We start from the raw sequence: 20,918 nt of genomic DNA on the forward strand, positions 1-20,918 counted from the left end.
AGCCTAGTCGCGACGGCATTGGGTCTTCGTGAAATCACGCCGTCGGTTCAATCCAGGTGCACGTGCGCACCGTGGCCCTTGGGACAATGGCAGACCGCGGTAGGACCGAATTCGGTGCCGAAGGTCTGGCCGTCGCGGTGGCGCTGCCAGTAGAAATTCGGCTCCGGGGTCTGGTCGTTGCCGATCTCGGCCATGTCGGCGTCGACATCGAACAACCGACCGTCGACCATCACGTAACGGGTATCGATGGTGGCGCGGATGTCCTCCAGCGGGTTGCTGTTGAGCACCACCAGGTCGGCCTGCTTGCCGACTTCCAGCGAACCGATGTCGCCGTCCAGCCCGAGGTAGTCGGCACCATCGATGGTGGCCGCGCGCAAGGCCTCGAAATTGCTGAAGCCGCCGTGGGTCAGCAGCCAGATCTCCCAGTTGGCGCTCAGGCCCTGCAACTGGCCGTGGCCGCCGATCTGGATGCCGACGCCGGCATCGCGCAGGACCTTGGCGGCCTTGGCCACATCGACGTGGTGATAGTCCCAGTCCGGCGCGGTCTCGCGGCGGATGCTGCGGGCATCCAGCGTCTCGCGCGGGAAGAAGCGGTTGAGCTTGTCGTTCTCCCACACGTTGTCGCGCGCGTACCACCAGTACTCGCCCGACAGGCCGCCGTAGCTGACCACCAGGGTCGGGGTGTTGCGCACGTCGGTCTGCGACCACAGCTCGACCACGTCCTTGTACAGCGGCGCGACCGGGATGTTGTGCTCGATGCCGGTGACGCCGTCGAGGATCATCGTCATGTTGTGGTGGAAGGTCGAACCGCCTTCCTCGACCACCAGCATGCCCAGCTCCCTTGCGGCGGTGTTGATCTGCTGGCGCTGCTCGCGGCGCGGCTGGTTGTAGCTCTTGACCGAGAACGCGCCGTTGGCCTTCATCCGGCGCAGGTGGCTGCGGGCGTCATCGAGCGAGTTCACCTCCGCCTTGAAGTCGCCATCGGCGCCGTACAGGATCGTGCCGGTCGAGAAGATCCGCGGGCCGACCATCTTGCCGGCCTTCTGCAACTCGGCCTCGGAGAACACGAACTCGGTGGTCGCCGACGGGTCGTGCATCGAGGTGATGCCGAACGCGAGGTTGGTGTAGTACGCCCAGTTTTCCTGCGGCACGACTCCCTGGCCGAAGTGCGCGGCGTGGGCGTGGACGTCGATGTAACCGGGCAGGATGGTCTTGCCGGTCGCATCGATGACGTTGGCGCCGGCCGGCACCTGCACCGCATCGCTGGTGCCAACCGCGACGATCTCGTCACCGCGCAGCACGATGGTGCCGTTCTCGATGACGTCCTCGGAATCCTCCGCGTCGCGCATGGTGATGATCCGAGCGTTGGTGAACGCAACCAGTTCGTCGGGCGCGTCGACCGGCACGGTCAGCCCGACCGCGATGCCGCCGCCGTGGACCGGTGCGGGGATCTCTGCCGGCGCGCCGGGCAGGAATGCGACGCTCTCATCGAGCGTGCGCGAGTGGTACCTGTCGCCGACCATCCAATGCAACGATTCCGAGTCGGCTGCCCAGTGCAGGTAGCTGCCGACATCGGCGCTGATCGGCGTTACCGGGATTGCCTTGGAATCCTTGCCCAGTTCGATGGCCTTGCCGGTCGACACCATCGGTGCGACATAGGCGTTGAACAACTCGGTGAACGCGACCCACTTGCCGTCCGGGCTGACCTGCACCGCGTCGACGTACTTGAGGTTGAACACCTCGCGCGGGTCCTCGCCGTGCAGGCCGACCGACATCAACTTCTTCTCCAGACCGCCGCCGGTCAGGTACAGCACGCGGCTGCCGTCGTCGTTGAACTGCGGCGCGCTGCCCTTCTCGGCGACCCGCACCGGCTCGCCGCCGCCCGCAGGCATCACGTAAACGCCCCGATCAACCGACCACAGGCTGCCGGTCAGGCCGCTGCCGCCGGTCTTGGAGTAGACGATGCGCTTGCCGTCGGGCGAGAACCGCGGGTTGTAATAGAAACCCTTCTCGTCGGTCAGGCGGGTGCCCTTGCCGGAACCGTTGGCGTTGCGCACGTAGATCGCGCCCAACGCCGCGTCCGACCAGGTGGTGTAGAGCAGCTTGCCGCCGTCGGCGCTGAAGCTGGGCTCGTATTCGTACAGGCCCTCGTTGCCGGTCAGGCGTTTGGGCTCGCCGCCCGGCAGCGACTTGTGCCACAGCTTGCCGAGCGCGTGGAACACCAGCGTATCGCCATCGGCCGAGGTGGCGACGTCGCGGATCATCTTCGGCGCGAAGCGGCCCTCGTCGATTTCCTGCGTAAAGCGCAGCGGCTCGGTCACGGTCTGTTCGACCTGCGCGGTGAACGGAATTTCTGTCGCCTGGCCGTCCGGCATGGCGATCCGCCACAGTTTGCCCTGCGCCCACAGCACCACGGACCTGGAGTCGGGCATCCAGTCGAAGCCGGTGTACGGGCCGAAGATCGCCCAGGCTTCCTGCTGGTCGTGGCTGAGGCCGTCCCACACCGGTCGCACCTCGCCGCTGGCCAGGTCGAGCACGTGCAGCACCGACTTGTCGCGCACGCGCTTGACGAACGCCAGTGACTTGCCGTCGGGCGAGGGCTGCGGCCGCACCGCGCCACCGGGAGTCGCGAGCAGGGTGTCGGTCTTGCCGGTCTGGCGGTCGAGCCGCTTGATCGCGTAGATCACCCCATGCGGGTCGCGGTTGTAATTGAACGCGCCGCCGTCGCTGACATCCTCGGAGTAATACACGTAGCGGCCGTCGGGCGACACCGCCGGCTCGCCGAGATCCTGCTGGTCGTTCTTGCGCTCGGTCAGCTGCAGGCCCTCCTTGCCGCCGCTGACGTGGTACATCCACAGCTCGCCGGCGCCCAGTGAGCGCTCGGAGGTGAAGTGCTTGCGGCCGATGATGAAACGGCCGTCCGGGGTCCACGCCGGATTGTTGAGCAGACGGAAGTCTTCCTGCGTGACCTGCACCGGGTCGCTGCCGTCGGTATCAATGCGCCATAGATTGTTGCCGCCGCCGCGGTCGGAGGTGAAGGCGAACTCGGCGCCGTCGGGCGAATAGCGCGGCTGCACGTCCCAGGCCGGGCCGCTGGTGATGCGCTGCGCGGTGCCGCCACCGATGGGCAGGCGGTACAGATCGCCCAGCAGCGAGAACACCAGCTCGTTGCCATCCGGGGCGACATCGACATCCATCCAGGTGCCTTCATCGGTGCTGAAGCGCACGGTTCTGGTCGGGCCATGCGCGGCGGTGATGTCCCACTTCTCTGTCTTTTCGTCCTCGCCATCGCGCTGGGTCCTGCCCTTGGCGGCGTCGGGTTCGGCCTGAGCGGGGTCGGTGCCGACCGGGTCGAGCGCGTCCTGCTCCAGTTGCACCGGGTCCCCGGCGGCGTCGCTGGTGTCGCGATCCAGCGGCGGAGTCGGCGTCGGTTGCGGGGTGGGCTGCGGTGCCGGTTGCGGCGGCGGGTCCTGCGCCAGCACGGGCAGGGCGAGGGACGCGGACAGCACGCTGGACAGCGCAAGGACAAGCAGGCGAGGGGTCATGGACGGGCACGCATGGCAGACGAATCGTGCAGCCTAGCCTGCATCCGACGCGCGGTCGTAGGCTGATAGTCCCGGATCGAGGCGTGGCCGTGTGACCGGCCACCCAGACTAGTCGAAGCGGATGCCGCCCTCGGACGCGAAGCCCACTACCACCGCGCCCTTGCCGACATTGACCATACCGGTCAGGCTCATCACGCTTTCGAACACCTCGATGTTGTTGGCGGCGCAGGCCGCGCGCAACTCGCCATAGCCCGGCAACTGGCGCATTTCGTCGAGTTCGCCGCCATAGCTAAGGCACACCGTCGGGGTCATCAAGCCGGTCTGGATGCGCTTGATGGTGCCGGCGAACACCTTTTCCACCGCCGCCTCGAAGCCCTTGATCTTGGCTGCCGGGCCAGTCTCGCCACGGTTGCAATGCAGCACCGGCTTGATGTCGAGCGCGCTGCCCAGCGCGGCGCTGAGCAGGCCGACGCTGCGATCGCCCTTCTTGCGGGCCCGGGCGCGCAGGTAGTACAGATCGCGCGGCACCAGGTAGCCGTGGGTGTGCAGGGCGAGGTTTTCCAACCGTGCGCGGATCTTCGGCGCGCCCTCGCCGGCGTCACGCAGGCGGACGGCCTCCACCGCGGTGATGCCCTGGGCGGCGAACAGGTTCTGGGTGTCGATGACGCGCAGAGCGAACGGGGTCGCGCTGCCGGACGCCGCCCGTGCGGACTTGTAGTCGTTGAGGATCGCGAAGCTGGCCTGCTGGGCGTTGTCGAAGATCGGGCTGCGGCTCTTGGTGATGGTCATGCAGAACACGTAGTCGTAGTCGATCACCATCCTGCCCAGGAACAGCTCCTGGATCTGCTGCACCGTGAACGGCATGGTCTCGGCCTCGGCGCCGCCCTCGGCGACGTGCGCGTGCAGGAACTCCAGCGTCGCCTGCTCGTTGCGGTGATCGGCCAGCACCGCCTCCCCGATCCGCACCGTGATCGGCAGGATCGTCACGTCGTGTTGCTGCAGGTATTCCAGTGGCAAGTCGCAGGCCGAGTCGACAACCAGTCCAATGCGCATGAATCCCCCTGAAGGAAGTGACTACGGCGTCACAAAACACTTGCAGCATAACGCCGCTGGGGTGGTCGTGCTTGGTGCAAGCCCGACGCGTAACTTGTCCGCTTCTGGCTGTTGGTGGTCCACGCATCTTTACGAAATCCTAACGTAACATTCCCTTCGTAGCCTATGCGGGCTCAGCGATGACGAGCTGATCCCCGCCCTCGATGGTTGGGTCGGTGCGCCGCTGCAGCGGACCCCTTTCAATCACGAGAACAGCATGTCGCATCGCAATCGGTCCACCCGCGTTTTCGCGCCGCAACCCAGGCCATTGAGCCGGATCATCCACGGCCTGCTGATCGCCGGCATGGCATCGATGCCGCTGCAGGCCTTGGCCCAGAGCGAGTTGGACGCCGCGGCCGAGCCCACGGAACTCGACGCTGTCCAGGTGACCGGCAGCTACAGCCGCAGCCTCGAGCAGGCGGTGGATATCAAGCGCAGCAACATCGGTATCTCCGACTCCATCGTCGCCACCGACGTGGTCGACTTCCCCGAGCAGAACCTGGCCGAGGCCTTGCAGCGCATGCCCGGCGTGACCATCGAGCGCAACAAGGGTCTGGGCACCGCGGTCAACGTCCGCGGGCTACCGTCCGAATACACCCATGTGTCGATCAACGACCTGGCGACGGCATCGGGCAGCGGCGGGCGTGACGTCGAGTTCGATATCTTCGCCTCGGAGATCATCCAGCAGGTGACGGTGCAGAAGTCGCCCATCGCCTCCGACGAAGAAGGCGGCATCGCCGGTTCGGTGAAGATCTCCACCGCGCGTCCGTTCGACTACAGCGAACGCAAGCTGGCGTTCTCCGCGGAAGGCGCGCACAACTCCATCTCCGGCGAGACCGATCCCAAGTTCTCGTTCCTGGCCAGCGACACCTGGGGCGACTGGGGCGCGCTGGTGTCGTTCTCCAAGGCCAAGCGCACCAACCGCACCGACTCCAACTCGGGCATCAACTTCCGCCCGCTGTCGCGTTTCCTCGGCGCCGGCGGTGATCGCAGCGCGCAGGCGGCGGCGGTGCTGGAGCGCGACGCCGGGATCGTCGTCCAGGACCCGGACAACAGCGACGAAACCAACCTCATCATTTTCCAGGACAAGGTCGGCGACCGCATCTACCTCAACGAGCAGGACAAGTGGGGCGCCACCGCGGCGTTGCAATACCAGCCCAGCCGCGACTTCAGCCTGACCTTCGATGCCATGGTCGGCGGCTACGACACCACCGAGGACGAGTACGACGCCGCGGCCTACTCGGCCTCCAGCCGCAGCACGCTGGACACCATCCACGAGTACGACGCCACCACCCTGGACCAGTACGGCATGGTGGTGCTGCGTGACGTGTCCTACACCGCCACCCAGCACGAGTTCCTGAGCAAGGAGCGCATCAACAAGAGCGACTTCGGCCAGTACAGCGTAGCGCTGGACTGGAAGGGCGACAGCTGGACCGTCGATGGCCTGCTCGGTTACTCCGGCGCGGAGAAGACGCTGGACCACGCCAACCTCAAGCACGTGGCCTATGCGCCGTCGCGCACGCGCTGGACCGAGACTGGCGGCGAGACGATCCCCAGCGGCGACCCGGCCACCATCGACATGTACGACGCGCCCAAGAGCTACCTGTTCGAGGCGTACGAGACCAGCCTGGAGAAGGTGAGCGACGACAAGTACGCCGCGCAGGTGAACTTCCGCAAGACGCTGGACCTGGCGTTCTTCCCGGCGCTGCACAACGTGCAGTTCGGTGCGCGCTATACCGACAAGTCGAAGGAGCGCAATCGCGGCGAACGCAACATCAAGGGCCCGGGCGAAGGCGATGAGTCATGGGCCGGCGACCGCACCCTGGCCGACAGCGAGCTGGAGTGGGTGACCGACATCGTTCCGGGTGGGCAGTACGAGGCGCGCGACCTGGCCTGGAAACAGGTGTCCAATGACTACGCGCGGGCCACCTTCCGCTACCCCGGCTTCTCCACGCCGTTCGACGAAGGTGAGTACTACCGCGTCGACGAGGAAGCGACCGCCCTGTACGCGATGGCCGACTTCAACTTCGACCTCGGCAGGGTCCCGATATTCATCAACGCCGGTGCGCGCTACGTCGACACCTCGGTGGTGTCTTTCGGCTACCACCCGATCCAGAACCCCGATGGCACGCCGGGCTTCACCGAGGAACCGGTGTCGCAGAAGGGCGACTACTCGGACGTGCTGCCCAGCCTGAACATGACCGCCGAGCTGTCCGACGGCCTGCTGCTTCGCGCCGCCGCGTCCGAGGCGATGATGCGCCCGGCTCTGAGCGACCTGGCCTACAAGCGCACCGCAAGCTGGAGCTCGTTCCGCTTCACCGACGGCAACCCCAACCTGGCGCCGACCTCGGCCGAGCAGTGGGACGTCGGCCTGGAGAAATACCTGGACAACGGTGGCCTGCTGGCAGCGTCGTACTTCCAGAAGAAGATCGACGGTGTGGTCATCAACGCGCTGACCGGGGTGGTCCCGGACGTGGCGGTGTACAACGCCAACGGCACGCTCGCCGGCTACTACGACTTCGACGTCTACCAGCCGGTGAACGCCAGTGGCTCCTACGATGTCGACGGCTTCGAACTGATCGCGCAGTTGCCGTTGAGCATGCTGCACCACTCGCTGGAAGGCTTTGGCATCAACGCCAACTACACCTCGCTGGACAGCTCGCTCGCCGGCGAGTCGGCGCTCGGCATCAAGACGCCGATGCCGGGGCTGGCCGAGGAGACCTACAACTTCACCCTGTACTACGACAACGCGCGCTTCGACGCGCGCGTGTCGTACAACTACAAGGACGAGTACGTCGAGAGCCTCGGCTACAACATGTATCCGATCTACCGCGATGCCTACGGCCAGACCGACATCTCGGTCGGCTATTGGATCACCGACAACGTCAAGCTCAGCCTGAAGGGCATCAACATCACCGACGAGGAGACGACCGGCTACACCATGGACCCGTCGTTCCCGACGATGCACGAGTTGTCCGGCCGCCGCTTGAGCCTGGGTGTCCGGGTCGATTTCTGAGCCGGCAGTCACGCGTGGCGATGAGTCGATGAGGGCGCGGATGTCCGTCGGCCGCGCGCTGGCGGTGCCGGCGCTGGCCGGTCTGCTGGCGGCCTGTACCGCCAGCCACGACGGCCGGCCGGCGGTACGTGCGGACGCCGCGCCGCCGCCGTCCGCGCCCGTCCGCGCGCCGGTCCGTATCGCCTTCATGCCGGACATCCACTTTCACGATGTCTATGCGGAGTTCCCGGACGGCTCCTTCCCGGGGGTGCGCAACCCCCGGAACGGCCGCGACGCCACCATCCGCACCATGCAGGCGCAGCTGACGTCCACGCGCCTGTTCAACGAGAACTACTTCGCGTTCATAGCCGCGCTGGACGACGCGGTGGCACGCGGCGTGAAGTACATCGCGCTGCCCGGCGATTTCTCCGACGACGGCCAGCCGATCCACATGCGCGGCCTCGCCCGGCTCATGGACGAGTACTCGGCCCGGCACGGCATCGAGTTCTTCGCCGCACCCGGCAACCACGATCCGGTCCGTCCGTTCGACCAGGCCGGCGGGAAGGGCGACTACCTCGGCGTCGATCCCGCCACTGGCGAGGTGGGGTTCCCGCAGCCCATCTACAGCCGCGGTGGCAATACCGACTGCAGCAGCGCGCCGTACGCGGGCGAGTGGGCCAGGTTAGGCGTGAGCTACTGCACGCAGGAAGTTCGGCACCTGGGCTACGCGGGCATCACGCAGATGCTGGCGCAGCACGGCTTCATGCCGAAGCCGCAGTACCTCTACTACGAGACGCCGTACAGCAGCTACACTTACGACGACTACGACTACCCGACGGCGCTGGAGCAGGCCAGCTGGGCGAACCGCCAGTACGAGATCTGCCAAACCTTCTGCAAGACGGTCACCGATACCTCGTACGTGGTGGAGCCGGTCGAGGGCGTCTGGCTGGTGGGCCTGGACGCCAACGTTTATGTACCCACCGGCCCCGGCCCCAACGACTTCACCGGCTCGGGCAACCAGGGCTACAACGCGATGCTTCGCCACAAGCCGCAGGTGATCGAGTGGTTGCGCAATGTCGTGGCCCGCGGCGAGGCCAAGGGCAAGCAGGTGATCGCGTTCAGCCACTTTCCCATGGCCGAGTTCTACAACGGTGCATCGGACGATATCGAGGCGCTGCTGGGCGCGGACGCCATGCAGCTGGTGCGCCGGCCCACCGAGGACACGACCCGCGCGCTGGCCGAAGCCGGCCTGAAGGTGCACGTCGGCGGCCACATGCATTTCAACGACATGGCCGTGCGCAACTACGGTGGCGATACCGCGCTGTTCAACATCCAGGCGCCGTCCCTGGCCGCGTATGTGCCGGCCTACAAACTGATGACGCTCGACGGCACCGACCGGATCGAGGTCGAGACCGTGCGGCTGGACGAGGTGCCGCGCTTCGACGAACTGTTCGACCTCTATCGTGCCGAGCATGCATACACCAAGCCTGCGCAATGGAACCTCTCCATCCTGGACGCGACGAGCTACGGCGATTTCACCCATCGCTACATGACCGAGCTGGTGCGCCTGCGCCTGCTGAACGACGACTGGCACTGCGACATGCGCGAGCTCGTCAAGAGCCCGCTGACCGGCGCCGACCTGCTCGTGCTGTCGCAGCTGCAGACCGAGGTCACGCTGAAGGAACTGGCCAGTACCGGCGCGCGCACAGGGCTTTCGACCGCGTTCTTCGATTGCCTGTCCGACGCGGGTGGCAGCGGTGCGAGCAATCCCGTGTTCGCGGCGGACCTCGCTGCAGCGGAAGCCAGGGCGGGTGCGCTGGCGGAGGCCAACGGCATGCAGTTGGAAGACTTCAGCCAATGGCAGGCGCTCGAAATGGTCGGTGACTTCGTGCGCCTGGCCAACGCCGGCGACCTCGCGTTCGCCGACATCTCCACCGAGCGCGCTGCCCATTACCAGCTGCTCGCCCGGGCGTTGCAGAAAACCGATGCGACACTGGAGATGCGCGGCGCGCGCGTCAGCAATGCCAATACCAGCGGTGACGTGGTGCAGGCGCGTTTCAAGCCGCTGATGGCGATCATGCTAAAGCTCGCCGCGGGCGCACCGTCCGAGCATGTCCGGCTGGACCTGACGAGCAACGAACTGATCGACCTGTCGGACAAGCCCTCGCCGTTCTGAAGCCGCGGGCGGCGACGCGGCCGGTCGTAACCCAAGCGTAGTAGTCGGCCTCCAGAATCCATCTGTTACGCCTTGCGTGCCCGTTTCCGTTTGGTCATCTGGAGTTTGCATGACGTCGTCCATCACGCTTGATCGCCGCAAGTTCCTGCTCGGTGCCAGTGCCATGGCGCTGTTTGCCGGCCTGCAACCGGGCCGTTTGTGGGCCGCGCCGAAATTCGATGCGTACCCGTTCGCCCTCGGCGTGGCGTCCGGTGATCCGTGGCCGGACGGTTTCGTGATCTGGACGCGGCTGGCGCCCAGGCCTCTGGAAGAAAACGGCGGCATGCCGATGCTCGGCGTGCCGGTGCAATGGGAGGTGGCTGAAGACGCGACGTTCTCAAGGATCGTGCGCAAGGGCGAACGCATCGCCCGCCCGGAACTGGGCCACAGTGTGCATGTGGAAGTGGAAGGTCTGAAGCCGCACCGCCCGTACTGGTATCGCTTCAGGGTCGAAGGCCAGCCGCCGAGCCCCGTCGGAGCCGTGCGCACCGCGCCGCCAGCGGGCGCGAGCGTGAATCGGCTGCGCATCGGCGTCGCCGGGTGCCAGCACTACGAAGCCGGCCTGTATACCGCGTACGACTACCTGAGCCGGGAGCCGGACCTCGATGCCGTGTTCCACTACGGCGACTACATTTACGAAGGCCGTGGCAAGGACGACAAGTTCGTCATCGACGCTGCCGGCAACAGGATTTCCCGCCAACATGTCGGCGACGAGATCTACACCCTGAGCGATTACCGCCGCCGCTACGCGCAGTATAAATCCGACCCCAACCTGCAGGCCGCGCACGCCGCCACCGCGTTCCTGATGACCTGGGACGACCACGAATTCGACAATAACTGGGCGGGGACGAACGAACAGGACGGCACGCCGCCAGAAGTGTTCGCGCTGCGTCGCTTCGTCGCCATGCAGGCCTGGTACGAAAACATGCCGGTGCGCCGAACGCTGTTCCCCACGCCTCAGCAAGGTATCACCATGTATCGCCGTCTCGACTACGGCCAACTGCTGCGCGTGCACCTGATGGACACTCGCCAGTACCGCAGCAAGCAGCGTTGCGACCAAAACCGGAACCTCATGCGCCCGTGCCGTCCGTGGGAAGACAACGGTCCTTCGCAGATGCTTGGCGCGGCGCAGGAGCAGTGGCTTGGCGAAGGCTTGAATGCCGACTCGCGCTGGCACCTGCTGGCGCAGCAAGTGATGATGATGCCGTACAAGTATCCGACCAGCCGCAAGGCCGGTCTGCTCAATACCGACTCCTGGAGCGGTTATCCGGAGTCGCGCGCACGTGTGGTCGAGATGATCCGCCAGCGCAAGCTCGGCAACGTGATCGTCGCCACCGGCGATGTGCACACGCACCACGCCGGGGTGATTCCCGTCGATGACAGGGACTTCACCAGCACGCCGGTGGCGAGCGAGTACGTCGCCACATCGATTGCTTCTGGTGGGGATGGCAGCGATATGCGCAAGGGCTGGGAGAACGTGCTGGCGGAAAATCCGCACAACGTGCTGTTCAATAATCGTCGCGGCTACCAGTTGTTCGACATCAGTCGCGACGAATGGCGCACCAGTGTCGTCGCCATCGACAAGGTCAGCGTTGCCGGCGGCAACAAGTCGGTCATCGCCAGGCTGGTGACTGAGCACGGAAAGCCGGGCATCGAGAGTGCGTAGGCATGAAACTGACACACATGTGCCGCGTCGTCCCCTACGGTGATCCCCCCGTGGAGTTGGCATTGAAGCCATCGTCTTGCTCATTGACGCGTCGCCACCCCCTCGGCGACACCCCGAGCACCGACTTGAATGCCCGTGACAGCGCGGCCTCGCTGCCGTAGCCGACCTCGCTGGCGATCAGCTTGAGCGGGCGCCCTTTGCGCAGCGCCTGCCGGGCCAGGCCGATGCGCCATTGCTGGAGGTAGGCGCCGGGCGTGCAGCCCACCGTTTCGCGAAAGCTGTTGGCGAATACACTGCGCGACATGCCGGCGCTGTCGGCCAGGCTTTCCAGTGACCATTCGCGTGCGGGTTGCTCGTGCATCGCCACCAGTGCGCGGCGTAGCCGGGTGTCAGCGAGACCGGCGAGCATGCCGACCTGCGTTTGCCCACTTTCCATCAGTTGGCGCAGGACCTGGATCAATACCACCTCGAAAAGCCGATTCACCAGGGCCTGGCGGCCGCAGCGATGCGCGAAGGCTTCCTCGAACAACAGCCCGAGCACGCTGGCGGCGCCGTCGATTTTGGCCAGCGGCAGGCAAGTGAAGGCAGGAAGCGCGGCGACGATCGGATTGCCACCACCACCCTCGAACGACAGGTTCGCGCAGGCGAAGTCGGCCCCGCGCTCGGGGTCGGTGGAAAACCGGTGCACCATCGGCCGCGGATACAGCAGCAGGCTGGGTACGGTGACCCGTTGCGCGACCGAGCCACCATGGATGACGTCCACCGGACCGCTTCGGATCAAGTGCAACTGGCCGGTGTCCCCTTCGGGCAGCAGGTCGTTGATGCCGCACAGCGCGCCAGCATGGAACACCTGCGCGGTGACGGAAAAATGCGCCAGCAGCGCTTCAAGGCGGTCGACTGCCATTTGATACTCTCAATCAATTATCAAGGACTATACGTTGCTTTAAGTCCTGGTCGCGCGTGCAACATAGACCTTGCCACGAGGCATCGGCATTTCCGCCGGAAGACTTTGATCAGGAGCTCATCATGCATACCATTGCCCGCACCCTCGCCGCCGCCATGGCCGTTGTCGTTGCTGCCGGCCCTGCCGCTGCGTCCCAGGCCGTGCAGCCCACCGCCGACGCCACCACCCAGACTGGCAGCTACATCAGCACGCCGGATGGCGTCCAGTTGTATTACAAGGACTGGGGCCCGAAGGACGGCCCGGTGGTCACCTTCAGCCACGGCTGGCCGCTCAACTCCGACAGCTGGGAATCGCAGATGCTGTTCCTCGCCTCCAAGGGCTATCGTGTCGTCGCCCACGACCGCCGCGGTCACGGCCGCTCCAGCCAGCCGTGGGACGGCAACGAGATGGACCAGTACGCCGACGACCTGGCCACGGTGATCGATACCCTGGATCTGGACGACGTGACCGTGGTCGGCTTCTCGACCGGCGGCGGTGAGGTCGCCCGTTACATCGGCCGCCACGGCACCGACCGGGTCAAGAAGGCGGTGCTGGTCAGCTCGGTCCCGCCGCTCATGCTCAAGACTGCGGCCAACCCGGGCGGGGTGCCGATCGAGGTGTTCGACGGCATGCGCGAAGCGTCGCTGGCCAACCGCTCGCAGCTTTACCTCGATATCGCGTCCGGCCCGTTCTTCGGCTTCAACCGTCCCGGCGCGGAAGCTTCACAGGGCCTGATCAACTCGTTCTGGGCGCAGGGCATGCAGGCCGGCCACAAGAACACCTACGACTCGATCGCCGCGTTCTCGGCCACCGACTTCACCCAGGACCTCAAGCGCTTCGACGTGCCGACCCTGATCATCCATGGCGATGACGATCAGATCGTTCCGATTGAAGGCTCCGGGCGCGCCGCGGCCCGGTTGATCGACGGTGCGCGCTTGATTGTCTACCCGGGTGCGCCGCACGGCCTGACCGACACCCACAAGGCCCGGTTGAACCAGGACCTGCTCGACTTCCTCGAAAAGTAAGCGGAGGCGAGGAACCGGCCGTGCACCATGCACGGCCGGTTCTTTGCATTTTGGGGCGCTACGTCGCACCGCCCGGGCCTTTCGGCACACTGCGCCGGCGGCATCGTTTACGGCATGATCAGCCTTCCGGGGGCGCCGCTCCCGCTTCAGTCCGGAGATCCCATGCGCCGCACCCTCGTCGTATCCGCCCTCACCCTGGCCCTGTGCGTCGCCTGCTCGCCCGGCGCGCCCACGGCTGCCACCGTTCCCGAAACCACCTCCGCCCAAGTCGGCGCCGCCACCACGGACGCGCGCCTCAACGAATGGTTCGAGCAGAAGTACGAGGAGCAACTGCAGTTCAGTCCGATCCGGATGGCGTTCCTTGGCCGCAAGGACCGCTACTCGGAACTCGACGACATGTCGCGCGAGAGTGCGGCCAAGCAGTTGGCCTGGCAGGTCGCGGCGACCGAGGAGATGAAGTCCACTTTCGATTACGACGCGCTGGGTGATGACGCCAAGCTGTCGTGGGACCTGTTCGTGTACCAGACGGAGGCGGCCAAGGCCGCCGACCGCTTCAGTGACCACCACTATCCGTTCGAGCAGATGGGCGGGGCGCAGTCGTTCCTGCCGACCTTCCTGATCAACTTCCACAAGGTGGATGAGGAGTCTGACTACACTGCCTACGTCGCACGCTTGCGCGAGGTGCCGCGTGCGTTCGGGCAGTTGATGGACCAGGTCAAGCGTTCGGCCGGGCTCGACATCCGCCCGCCGCGCTTCGCCCATGAAGGCGTGATCGAGCAGGCCGGCAAGGTCATCACCGGCGCACCGTTCACCGATGGCGAGGACAGCGCGCTGTGGGCCGACGCACAGGCCAAGGCCGATGCGCTGGTGAAGGCCGGCAAGATCGACGAGGCGCGCGCGCAGGAACTGAAGGACACCGCCCGCGCGGCACTGGTGGAGGCGGTGCAGCCGGCCTTTGCCGATGTCATCGCCTGGTACAAGGCCGACCTGCCGAACGCGCTGGTCAACCCGTCGGGCGTCGGCACCACCCACCCGGACGGTGCCGCGTACTACGCCGAGCGCCTGGCGGCGTCGACCACCACCGACCTGAGCCCGGAACAGGTCCACCAGATCGGCCTGGACGAGGTCGCGCGCATTCGCGGCGAGATGGAGGCGCTAAAGGAGCGCGTCGGCTTCGAGGGCGACCTGAAGGCGTTCTTCCACTTCGTCCGCACCGACCCGCAGTTCAAGTATCCCGACACCGACGCCGGCCGCCAGGCCTACATCGACGACGCCACCGCGGCGATCGACACCATCAAGAAGCAGTTGCCCAATTACTTCGGCCTGCTGCCGAAGGCGGACCTGGTGGTCAAGCGGGTCGAGCCGTTCCGCGAGGTCGCCGGCGCCGCGCAGCACTACTACCCGAGCACGCCGGATGGCAGCCGCCCGGGCGTGTACTACGCACACTTGTCCGACATGAACGCGATGCCGAAGACCGAGCTGGAGGTCATCGCCTACCACGAGGGCCTGCCGGGCCACCACATGCAGATCGCTATCGCGCAGGAGCTGGAAGGCGTGCCGGAGTTCCGCAAGCAGGCCGGCTTCAGCGCGTACTCGGAAGGCTGGGGCCTGTACTCGGAGTGGCTGGCGCGCGAGATGCCCGGCACCTACACCGACCCGTACTCGGAATACGGCCGGCTCACTTCGGAGATGTGGCGCGCGATTCGCCTGGTGGTAGACACCGGAATGCACGCCAAGGGCTGGACCCAGGAGCAGGCGGTGGCGTTCTTCGCCGAGAACAGTTCGATTCCGCTGGAGGCGGTCCAGGCCGAAGTGCGCCGCTACATCACCTGGCCGGGCCAGGCGACCAGCTACAAGATAGGCATGATCAAGATCCAGGAGCTGCGCGCGAAGGCCGAGGCCGAGTTGGGTGAGGACTTCGATATCCGCAGCTTCCACGACGCTGTGCTTGGCGGCGGTGCGCTGCCGCTGACGCTGCTGGAGCGCAAGATCGACCAGTGGATCGAGGACGAGAAGCAGGCCTGAGGCCCGCAGAAGAAATAGGGAACGGCAGCAATCGACGCGCGCGATTGCTGCCGTCTCCAGGGCCCTGGTTCGCAAGCGCCGCGGTTTGCGTCCGGGTCGAGAGACGACCTCACGCCAGCCTCTCCTTGAGCTCCTGCCGATAGCGCCGGCTCACCGCCACCGTACCTCCGCCCAGCAGGTGCGCGCGCGCATCGCCGGTGTCGAACGGCTCGATCTCGCGGACCCGGTCGAGGTTGACGATGGCACTGCGGTGCACCCGCGCGAAGCCCCGGTCGTCGAGCTTCTGCTGGATCCCGGCCATGGTCTCGCGCAGCGGGTAGACGCGCTCGCCGACGTGCAGGTTCACGTAGTTACCGGAGGCTTCGATCCAGTCGATCTGGTCGACCTTGACCAGGAACTCGCGACCGAGCTTCCTCACCAGGAAGCGGTCGGTAACCGGCTCGGCGGCCACGTCCTCGCGGCCCTCGCTGATGAACCCGGCCTCGCCCTGCCAGCGGCGCAGCACGAACCGGTACAGATAGATCACCGCCAGGAACAGCAGGTAGCTGCGCACGTCCTTCAGGTACTCGTAGACGAAGCCGTCGAACCAGCCACTGAACCAGCTGCCGAACTCGTAGTCGCTGCCCATGGCGGCGTACGCCAGTTCGCGCAATGCGACCATGCCGGACACGTGCAGCAGTGAGAGCGGCACCGAGAACAGCAGGTGCGCGGGCACGCTGCGCCGGAAATCCCCGCGTTGCAGGGGAAAGCGCTGGTTGAACCACACCAGCAGCGGGACCAGCGCCAGCCAGGTGATGGCGCTGGAGATCTCCCAGACCCACGGCACCCAGCGGGGGAGGTCCAGGCCGGAACTGGCGAAATCGATGCTGGTCGTGATGCTGTTGCCGGCGCAGTTGATCGCAGCCACCAAAATCCAGATGCCAACCTCGAAGGTGCGCCGGTGGCGAAGATAGGTCTGCGGGTTCACGCGGGTTCCTTATCGGTGGCACGGGCGAGTCTAGCGCGGCCCGCCCCCGTTCGTCCCGCGGTCCCACCACTTGTCCCACGGGCCCAGCGCAGCGTCACTTCACGCTACCAGCGGCTGCCGCGGCGGGGGAGGCTGCCCCCTCGATCCGAGGAGCCCCGCCATGAAAGCCGCCACTGGTAGTGACCGCCGCCGCTACGACATCGATGCGCTGCGCGTGTTCGCGTTCGCCCTGTTGATCCTGTACCACGTCGCCATGTTCTACGTGCCGGACTGGGGTTGGCACATCAAATCCGCCCATTCATTGGCGTGGCTGAAGCTGCCGATGCTCATGGTCAACCAGTGGCGCATGCCGTTGCTGTTCCTGATCTCGGGATTGGCGGTGCACTTCCTGCTGCGCAGTGTCGGCGCCGGGGGGTTCGCGTGGATGCGGACGAAACGCCTGCTGGTGCCGCTGCTGTTCGGAATGGCGGTGGTGGTGCCGCCGCAGGCGTACCTGCAGACCGTGTCGAATGGTGCATTCGAAGGCGATTACCTGGCGTTCCTGGTCCGCTACTTCACCTTCCAGCCGTGGCCGCAGGGCGCGTTCGACGGCGCGGACGTGGGCATCACCTGGAACCACCTGTGGTACCTGCCGTACCTGCTGGCTTATTCGCTGCTGCTGGCGGCGCTGCTGCCGTTGCTGCGCAGCCGCGCCGGAGTCGCGTTCACGCGGTGGTGGCGCGGACTCCGCGGCCTGCGGCTGTGGTTGTTGCCGGTGCTGCCGCTGGTGATGGCCAGCTGGGCGTTGTCGGCGCGTTTTCCAACCACCCATGACCTGTTGCACGACTGGCACATGCACGCGCAGTACGGGGCGATGTTCCTCTATGGCTACTGGATCGGAGCGGATACGGGGCTGTGGGCCGAGATCAGACGGCAGCGCTGGTGGCTGCTGGTGGCGGCGGTGTGCACGTTCACGGCGTTCTACTGGCTGCTGTTCAACACGGTGTCCGAGGTGAGTTTCGCGGGTGCGCGGTACGACTTCGTCCAGCGCCTCAACGGCTGGACATGGATCCTGCTGGTGCTGGCGTGGGGCCATCACCTGCTGGACCGGCCGTTCCGGTGGCTGCCGTACGCGACCGAGTCGGTCTACCCGTGGTACGTCCTGCACCAGTCGATCACGATGGTGGCGGGCTACGGACTGGCCAGGCTGTCGCTCGGTGCTTGGCTGGAGCCAACGCTGGTTCTGGCGGCGACCGTGTTTGGCAGCGTGCTGATCACCGAGTTCGTGATCCGCCGCGTCCGCTGGTTGCGGCCGCTGTTCGGGATGAAGCGCCAGCCGCCGCGGTCGTCAGCGCCGCGCTGCGGCACCTCCAGCGTCGGTGCGCGCGGTGTTGCCGATGATCGCGTGGCGGATCCCGATCGCCGTGACCAGCGGCCACAGCATCTCTTGCTCCCGGACCGATGAACCGGGGGAAAGAGTGACTGGCTCGGCTTTGAAGGTCGTCCCAGACGGCGTAACCGGACCCGGCCGGGGTGCGAAACCGGGGAATCGTAAGGCTTGGTCCCCGGTGGGGCTACTGGTCCGCGGCCGGATACGCCCGCGGCAGGCCGCCGTTCTCGCGCGGCAGCTGGGGCCGCAGGTAACGGTCGCGCAACTCGGTCTGGCGGCTGCGCATCTCGATCGGCTTGCCATCCAGCCACACCTGCAGTGCGACCGCGCTGACCTCCAGCGGGTCGCCGCTCCACAGCACCAGGTCGGCGCGCTTGCCGACGGCGATGCTGCCGAGTTTGTCGGCGACGCCGAATGCCTTCGCCGGCACCGAGGTCAGCCCGGCCAGGCCGTCTTCCCATGGCAGCCCATTGGCGACCGCGTTGCCGGCGAGCTGGCGGATCTTGCGCGCGTTGTGGCTGGCATCGCCGCCCTGGCTGAAGCCGACTGCGACACCGGCGGCATCCAGCCGCGCTGCGTTCTCCATGCTGGCGCCGAGTTGATCGAAGCTGGACGGGAGGTTGGCCAGCGGGTCGACGAACACGGGAACCTTGGCTGCCGCCAGTTGCGGGGCGAGCTTCCAGGCCTCGGCGCCGCCACTGATCGCGATGTTGACGCCGTGGCGCTCCGACCAGCGCAGCAGCTGGCGGATGTCGGCGGCGCGGTCGACCTCGACCACGACGCGGCCACCGCCATCGAGGTACGTCTTCAGCGTTGCGCGACCGGCCGGGGTCAGCAAGGCGGCGTTGGCGTTGGGGGCGATCTTGCCGCGCGCCTCGCTGATCAACTGGTCCAGGATCATCCATTGGGCGGCGCGCGAGCGGCCGCTGAGGCCGGCGGCGTCGCTGCCGAGGTCAACGAACAAGACGTTCGGGCCGGCCGGGTCGACGCTGCCGTCCAGCCGCATCACCGCGCCCTGGCCGCCGATGATCGAGCCGCCTTCATCGCTGCCGGCGCTGATCAGGGTCCAGCCGATGCCCTCGATCCGGCTGACCGGGATCAGTATCGAGGCCGGGTTGAAGGCCAGGGTCACGTCGAACTCGGGGCGCACCGTCATCTGGTGGGTGTCGGCGCCGAGCGCGAGGGTGTTGTCGACGGTTGAACGCTCGCCGGAGACCTCCTCGATGCCGATGCCGGTGATGCCGCCGAACAGGGTCGGCGTCAGCCGCCGTTCCTGGGCGTCGACGACCTGGGCGCCGGCCGGGGCGGCCAGTGCGGCACCGATCGCACGGATGGTGCCATCGCTGACCAGCACATCGGTATTGGTCAGCGTCGCCGGGGTGCCGCCGGTATGCACGGTGGCATTGCGGATCAGCAGATCCTGCGCGCTGGCGCCCAGCGCCGTGAACGACAGCGTCGCCAATGCCAGCAATGTCATGGAGGCGCGAACAACCGGCCCCTTGCCGACGCGGCTCACAGCACACCTCCGGCGCGGATGCGGTCGCCGGTCGACTGGCCGAGCATGAAGTCGGAGGTCGGTTGCCGTGCCGGGTCATCGCGGTCGTACACGCGCGCGCCGTCGACATAGACCTGCTCGGCCTGTGCGTAGACGCTGAACGGGGTGCCGTTCCAGACCACCACGTCGGCCATCTTGCCGGTCTCCAGGGTGCCGGTCTGGTCGAGGATGCCCATCGACTTGGCCGGGTTGGCGGTCAGCCACTGGATCGCGTGCTCGGGAGTGATCTCCATGCCGGCCAGCTTCGCGTGTGCCATGACCTTGGCCGCCTCCTGGTTGAGCCGCTGGATGCCTTCCTCCGAGTCGCTGTGCACGATCGCGCAGCTGCCGGCCGGGCGATCGACGATCGCGATGTTCTCCTGGATACCGTCGAAGGCTTCCATCTTGAAGCCCCACCAGTCGGCCCACAGAGCGGCACAGGTGCCTTCTTCGGCCAGCCGGTCGGCCAGCTTGTAAGCCTCCACGCCATGGTGGAACGCGGCGATCTTGAAGTTGAACTCGTCGGCCAGGTCGAGCATCGTCGCCATCTCGTCGGCGCGGTAGCAATGGATGTGGACTTTGATGTCGCCGGCGATCGCGCCGGCCAGCGTTTCCATTTCGAGGTCGCGCTTGCCGCCGTTGCCTTTGTCCTTGCCGCCGTCGGAGTTCTCCTCCGACTGCCACCAGCGGCGCTTTTCCGACTTCTTCGCGGACTTGCCATGCTTCTCAAGGTATTCGGTCGCCTCGATGAACGCGGCGCGGTAGCCGGCGACGTTGCCCATCCGGGTCGACGGCCCGCCCTTGTCGCCATACACGCGTTTGGGGTTCTCGCCGCAGGCCATCTTCAGGCCCCAGGGAGCGCCGGGAAACTTCATCGCCTGATAGCTGACAGCGGGCACGTTTTTCAGGGTCACACCGCGTCCGCCCACCAGGTTGGCCGAGCCGGGCAGGATCTGCAGCGAGGTGACGCCACCGGCGCGGGCCGCGTTGAAGCCCGTGTCCTGCGGCCATACCGAATGCTCGGCCCAGACGGCGGCCGTCACCGGTGCGGTGGCCTCGTTGCCGTCGCTGTGGGCGCGCACGCCGGGGCTGGGGTAAACCCCCAGGTGCGAGTGCACGTCGATGATGCCCGGAGTAACCCACTTGCCGCCGCCATCGACCACGGTGGCGCCGGTGGGCGCGGCCAGCCCGGTGCCGACTTCCACGATGCGGCCATCGGCCATCACCACGTCGGCGTTGTCCAGGCGCACGCCGGTGCCAGTGAGCACGGTCGCGCCGCGGATCAGCACCGGTGGCGCGGCAATCCGTTCATAAGTACTGGGGTAGGGGTCATTGGCGAACGACGATGAGCGATCGCCGCTGTCGGCATGGGCGCCGCTGGCGAGCGCAAGCCCGAGCGCAACCGCTAACGCGGCAACAGGTAAACGAAGCATTTTGAAGTCCCCGGGGTTGAGTGCGTACGCTGGCGATGACGATGCGACAGTCTGCCTGCACCGTAGCGGTGGTCCGTGTTGGTGCCAACCCTGACGATGGTCATGGATA

The 20,918-nt window shown here is 66.5% G+C and carries 12 protein-coding genes; 6 read left to right on the forward strand and 6 right to left on the reverse strand.

Annotated features, from left to right (window positions below):
- Positions 1 to 47: 47 nt before the first annotated feature.
- Both ACW7G6_RS14190 and ACW7G6_RS14195 read right to left on the reverse strand, forming a co-directional pair.
- On the reverse strand, positions 48 to 3,545 hold the full coding sequence (locus tag ACW7G6_RS14190; protein ID WP_456998563.1) for an amidohydrolase family protein: 3,498 nt from the start codon (positions 3,543 to 3,545) through the stop codon (positions 48 to 50).
- 108 nt (positions 3,546 to 3,653) lie between these two features.
- Positions 3,654 to 4,598, reverse strand: coding sequence for a DegV family protein (locus ACW7G6_RS14195; protein WP_456998564.1), 945 nt, complete (start codon positions 4,596 to 4,598; stop codon positions 3,654 to 3,656).
- Between the two features lie 256 nt (positions 4,599 to 4,854).
- Here ACW7G6_RS14195 and ACW7G6_RS14200 point away from each other — a divergent pair, with 256 nt between their 5' ends.
- The 3 genes from ACW7G6_RS14200 to ACW7G6_RS14210 all read left to right on the forward strand — a co-directional run bounded on the left by ACW7G6_RS14200 (position 4,855) and on the right by ACW7G6_RS14210 (position 11,513).
- The gene (locus tag ACW7G6_RS14200; RefSeq protein WP_456998565.1) at positions 4,855 to 7,653 is read left to right on the forward strand and encodes a TonB-dependent receptor; all 2,799 of its coding nucleotides are present in this window, start codon (positions 4,855 to 4,857) and stop codon (positions 7,651 to 7,653) included.
- Positions 7,654 to 7,717: 64 nt separating this feature from the next.
- The gene (locus tag ACW7G6_RS14205) at positions 7,718 to 9,808 is read left to right on the forward strand and encodes a metallophosphoesterase (RefSeq protein ID WP_456998566.1); all 2,091 of its coding nucleotides are present in this window, start codon (positions 7,718 to 7,720) and stop codon (positions 9,806 to 9,808) included.
- Between the two features lie 163 nt (positions 9,809 to 9,971).
- Positions 9,972 to 11,513: an alkaline phosphatase D family protein gene (locus ACW7G6_RS14210; RefSeq protein ID WP_456998567.1), complete on the forward strand. Its 1,542-nt coding sequence runs from the start codon at positions 9,972 to 9,974 to the stop codon at positions 11,511 to 11,513.
- A gap of 34 nt (positions 11,514 to 11,547) precedes the next feature.
- Here ACW7G6_RS14210 and ACW7G6_RS14215 read toward each other — a convergent pair whose 3' ends face one another.
- Entirely contained in the window at positions 11,548 to 12,417 is an 870-nt protein-coding gene (locus tag ACW7G6_RS14215; protein WP_456998568.1) for a cupin domain-containing protein, read from the reverse strand.
- Positions 12,418 to 12,539: 122 nt separating this feature from the next.
- Between ACW7G6_RS14215 and ACW7G6_RS14220 the strand changes: the two genes are divergently transcribed.
- Both ACW7G6_RS14220 and ACW7G6_RS14225 read left to right on the forward strand, forming a co-directional pair.
- Positions 12,540 to 13,481, forward strand: a complete 942-nt coding sequence (locus tag ACW7G6_RS14220) for an alpha/beta fold hydrolase (protein ID WP_456980450.1) — start codon at positions 12,540 to 12,542, stop codon at positions 13,479 to 13,481.
- A 162-nt stretch (positions 13,482 to 13,643) separates the two neighbouring features.
- Positions 13,644 to 15,506: a DUF885 domain-containing protein gene (locus ACW7G6_RS14225; protein ID WP_456998569.1), complete on the forward strand. Its 1,863-nt coding sequence runs from the start codon at positions 13,644 to 13,646 to the stop codon at positions 15,504 to 15,506.
- 109 nt (positions 15,507 to 15,615) lie between these two features.
- Here ACW7G6_RS14225 and ACW7G6_RS14230 read toward each other — a convergent pair whose 3' ends face one another.
- The gene (locus ACW7G6_RS14230) at positions 15,616 to 16,473 is read right to left on the reverse strand and encodes a LytTR family DNA-binding domain-containing protein (protein ID WP_456980452.1); all 858 of its coding nucleotides are present in this window, start codon (positions 16,471 to 16,473) and stop codon (positions 15,616 to 15,618) included.
- Between the two features lie 160 nt (positions 16,474 to 16,633).
- Between ACW7G6_RS14230 and ACW7G6_RS14235 the strand changes: the two genes are divergently transcribed.
- Positions 16,634 to 17,917 (forward strand): acyltransferase family protein, encoded by a 1,284-nt coding sequence (locus ACW7G6_RS14235; protein ID WP_456998570.1) that lies wholly within the window; start codon positions 16,634 to 16,636, stop codon positions 17,915 to 17,917.
- Between the two features lie 109 nt (positions 17,918 to 18,026).
- On the opposite strand, the gene ACW7G6_RS14240 is transcribed toward ACW7G6_RS14235, so the two are convergent.
- Positions 18,027 to 19,319, reverse strand: a complete 1,293-nt coding sequence (locus ACW7G6_RS14240; RefSeq protein WP_456998571.1) for an amidohydrolase family protein — start codon at positions 19,317 to 19,319, stop codon at positions 18,027 to 18,029.
- 35 nt (positions 19,320 to 19,354) lie between these two features.
- On the reverse strand, positions 19,355 to 20,809 hold the full coding sequence (locus ACW7G6_RS14245; RefSeq protein ID WP_456998572.1) for an amidohydrolase: 1,455 nt from the start codon (positions 20,807 to 20,809) through the stop codon (positions 19,355 to 19,357).
- Between the last annotated feature and the right edge of the window lie 109 nt (positions 20,810 to 20,918).

The organism is Lysobacter sp. A421, assembly GCF_054052145.1.

Coding starts and splice junctions, on each gene's coding strand:
- ACW7G6_RS14190 (WP_456998563.1), bottom strand. CDS start 3,545: ATGACCCCTCGCCTGCTTGTCCTTGCGCTGTCCAGCGTGCTGTCCGCG.
- ACW7G6_RS14195 (WP_456998564.1), bottom strand. CDS start 4,598: ATGCGCATTGGACTGGTTGTCGACTCGGCCTGCGACTTGCCACTGGAA.
- ACW7G6_RS14200 (WP_456998565.1), top strand. CDS start 4,855: ATGTCGCATCGCAATCGGTCCACCCGCGTTTTCGCGCCGCAACCCAGG.
- ACW7G6_RS14210 (WP_456998567.1), top strand. CDS start 9,972: ATGGCGCTGTTTGCCGGCCTGCAACCGGGCCGTTTGTGGGCCGCGCCG.
- ACW7G6_RS14215 (WP_456998568.1), bottom strand. CDS start 12,417: ATGGCAGTCGACCGCCTTGAAGCGCTGCTGGCGCATTTTTCCGTCACC.
- ACW7G6_RS14220 (WP_456980450.1), top strand. CDS start 12,540: ATGCATACCATTGCCCGCACCCTCGCCGCCGCCATGGCCGTTGTCGTT.
- ACW7G6_RS14225 (WP_456998569.1), top strand. CDS start 13,644: ATGCGCCGCACCCTCGTCGTATCCGCCCTCACCCTGGCCCTGTGCGTC.
- ACW7G6_RS14235 (WP_456998570.1), top strand. CDS start 16,634: ATGAAAGCCGCCACTGGTAGTGACCGCCGCCGCTACGACATCGATGCG.
- ACW7G6_RS14240 (WP_456998571.1), bottom strand. CDS start 19,319: ATGACATTGCTGGCATTGGCGACGCTGTCGTTCACGGCGCTGGGCGCC.
- ACW7G6_RS14245 (WP_456998572.1), bottom strand. CDS start 20,809: ATGCTTCGTTTACCTGTTGCCGCGTTAGCGGTTGCGCTCGGGCTTGCG.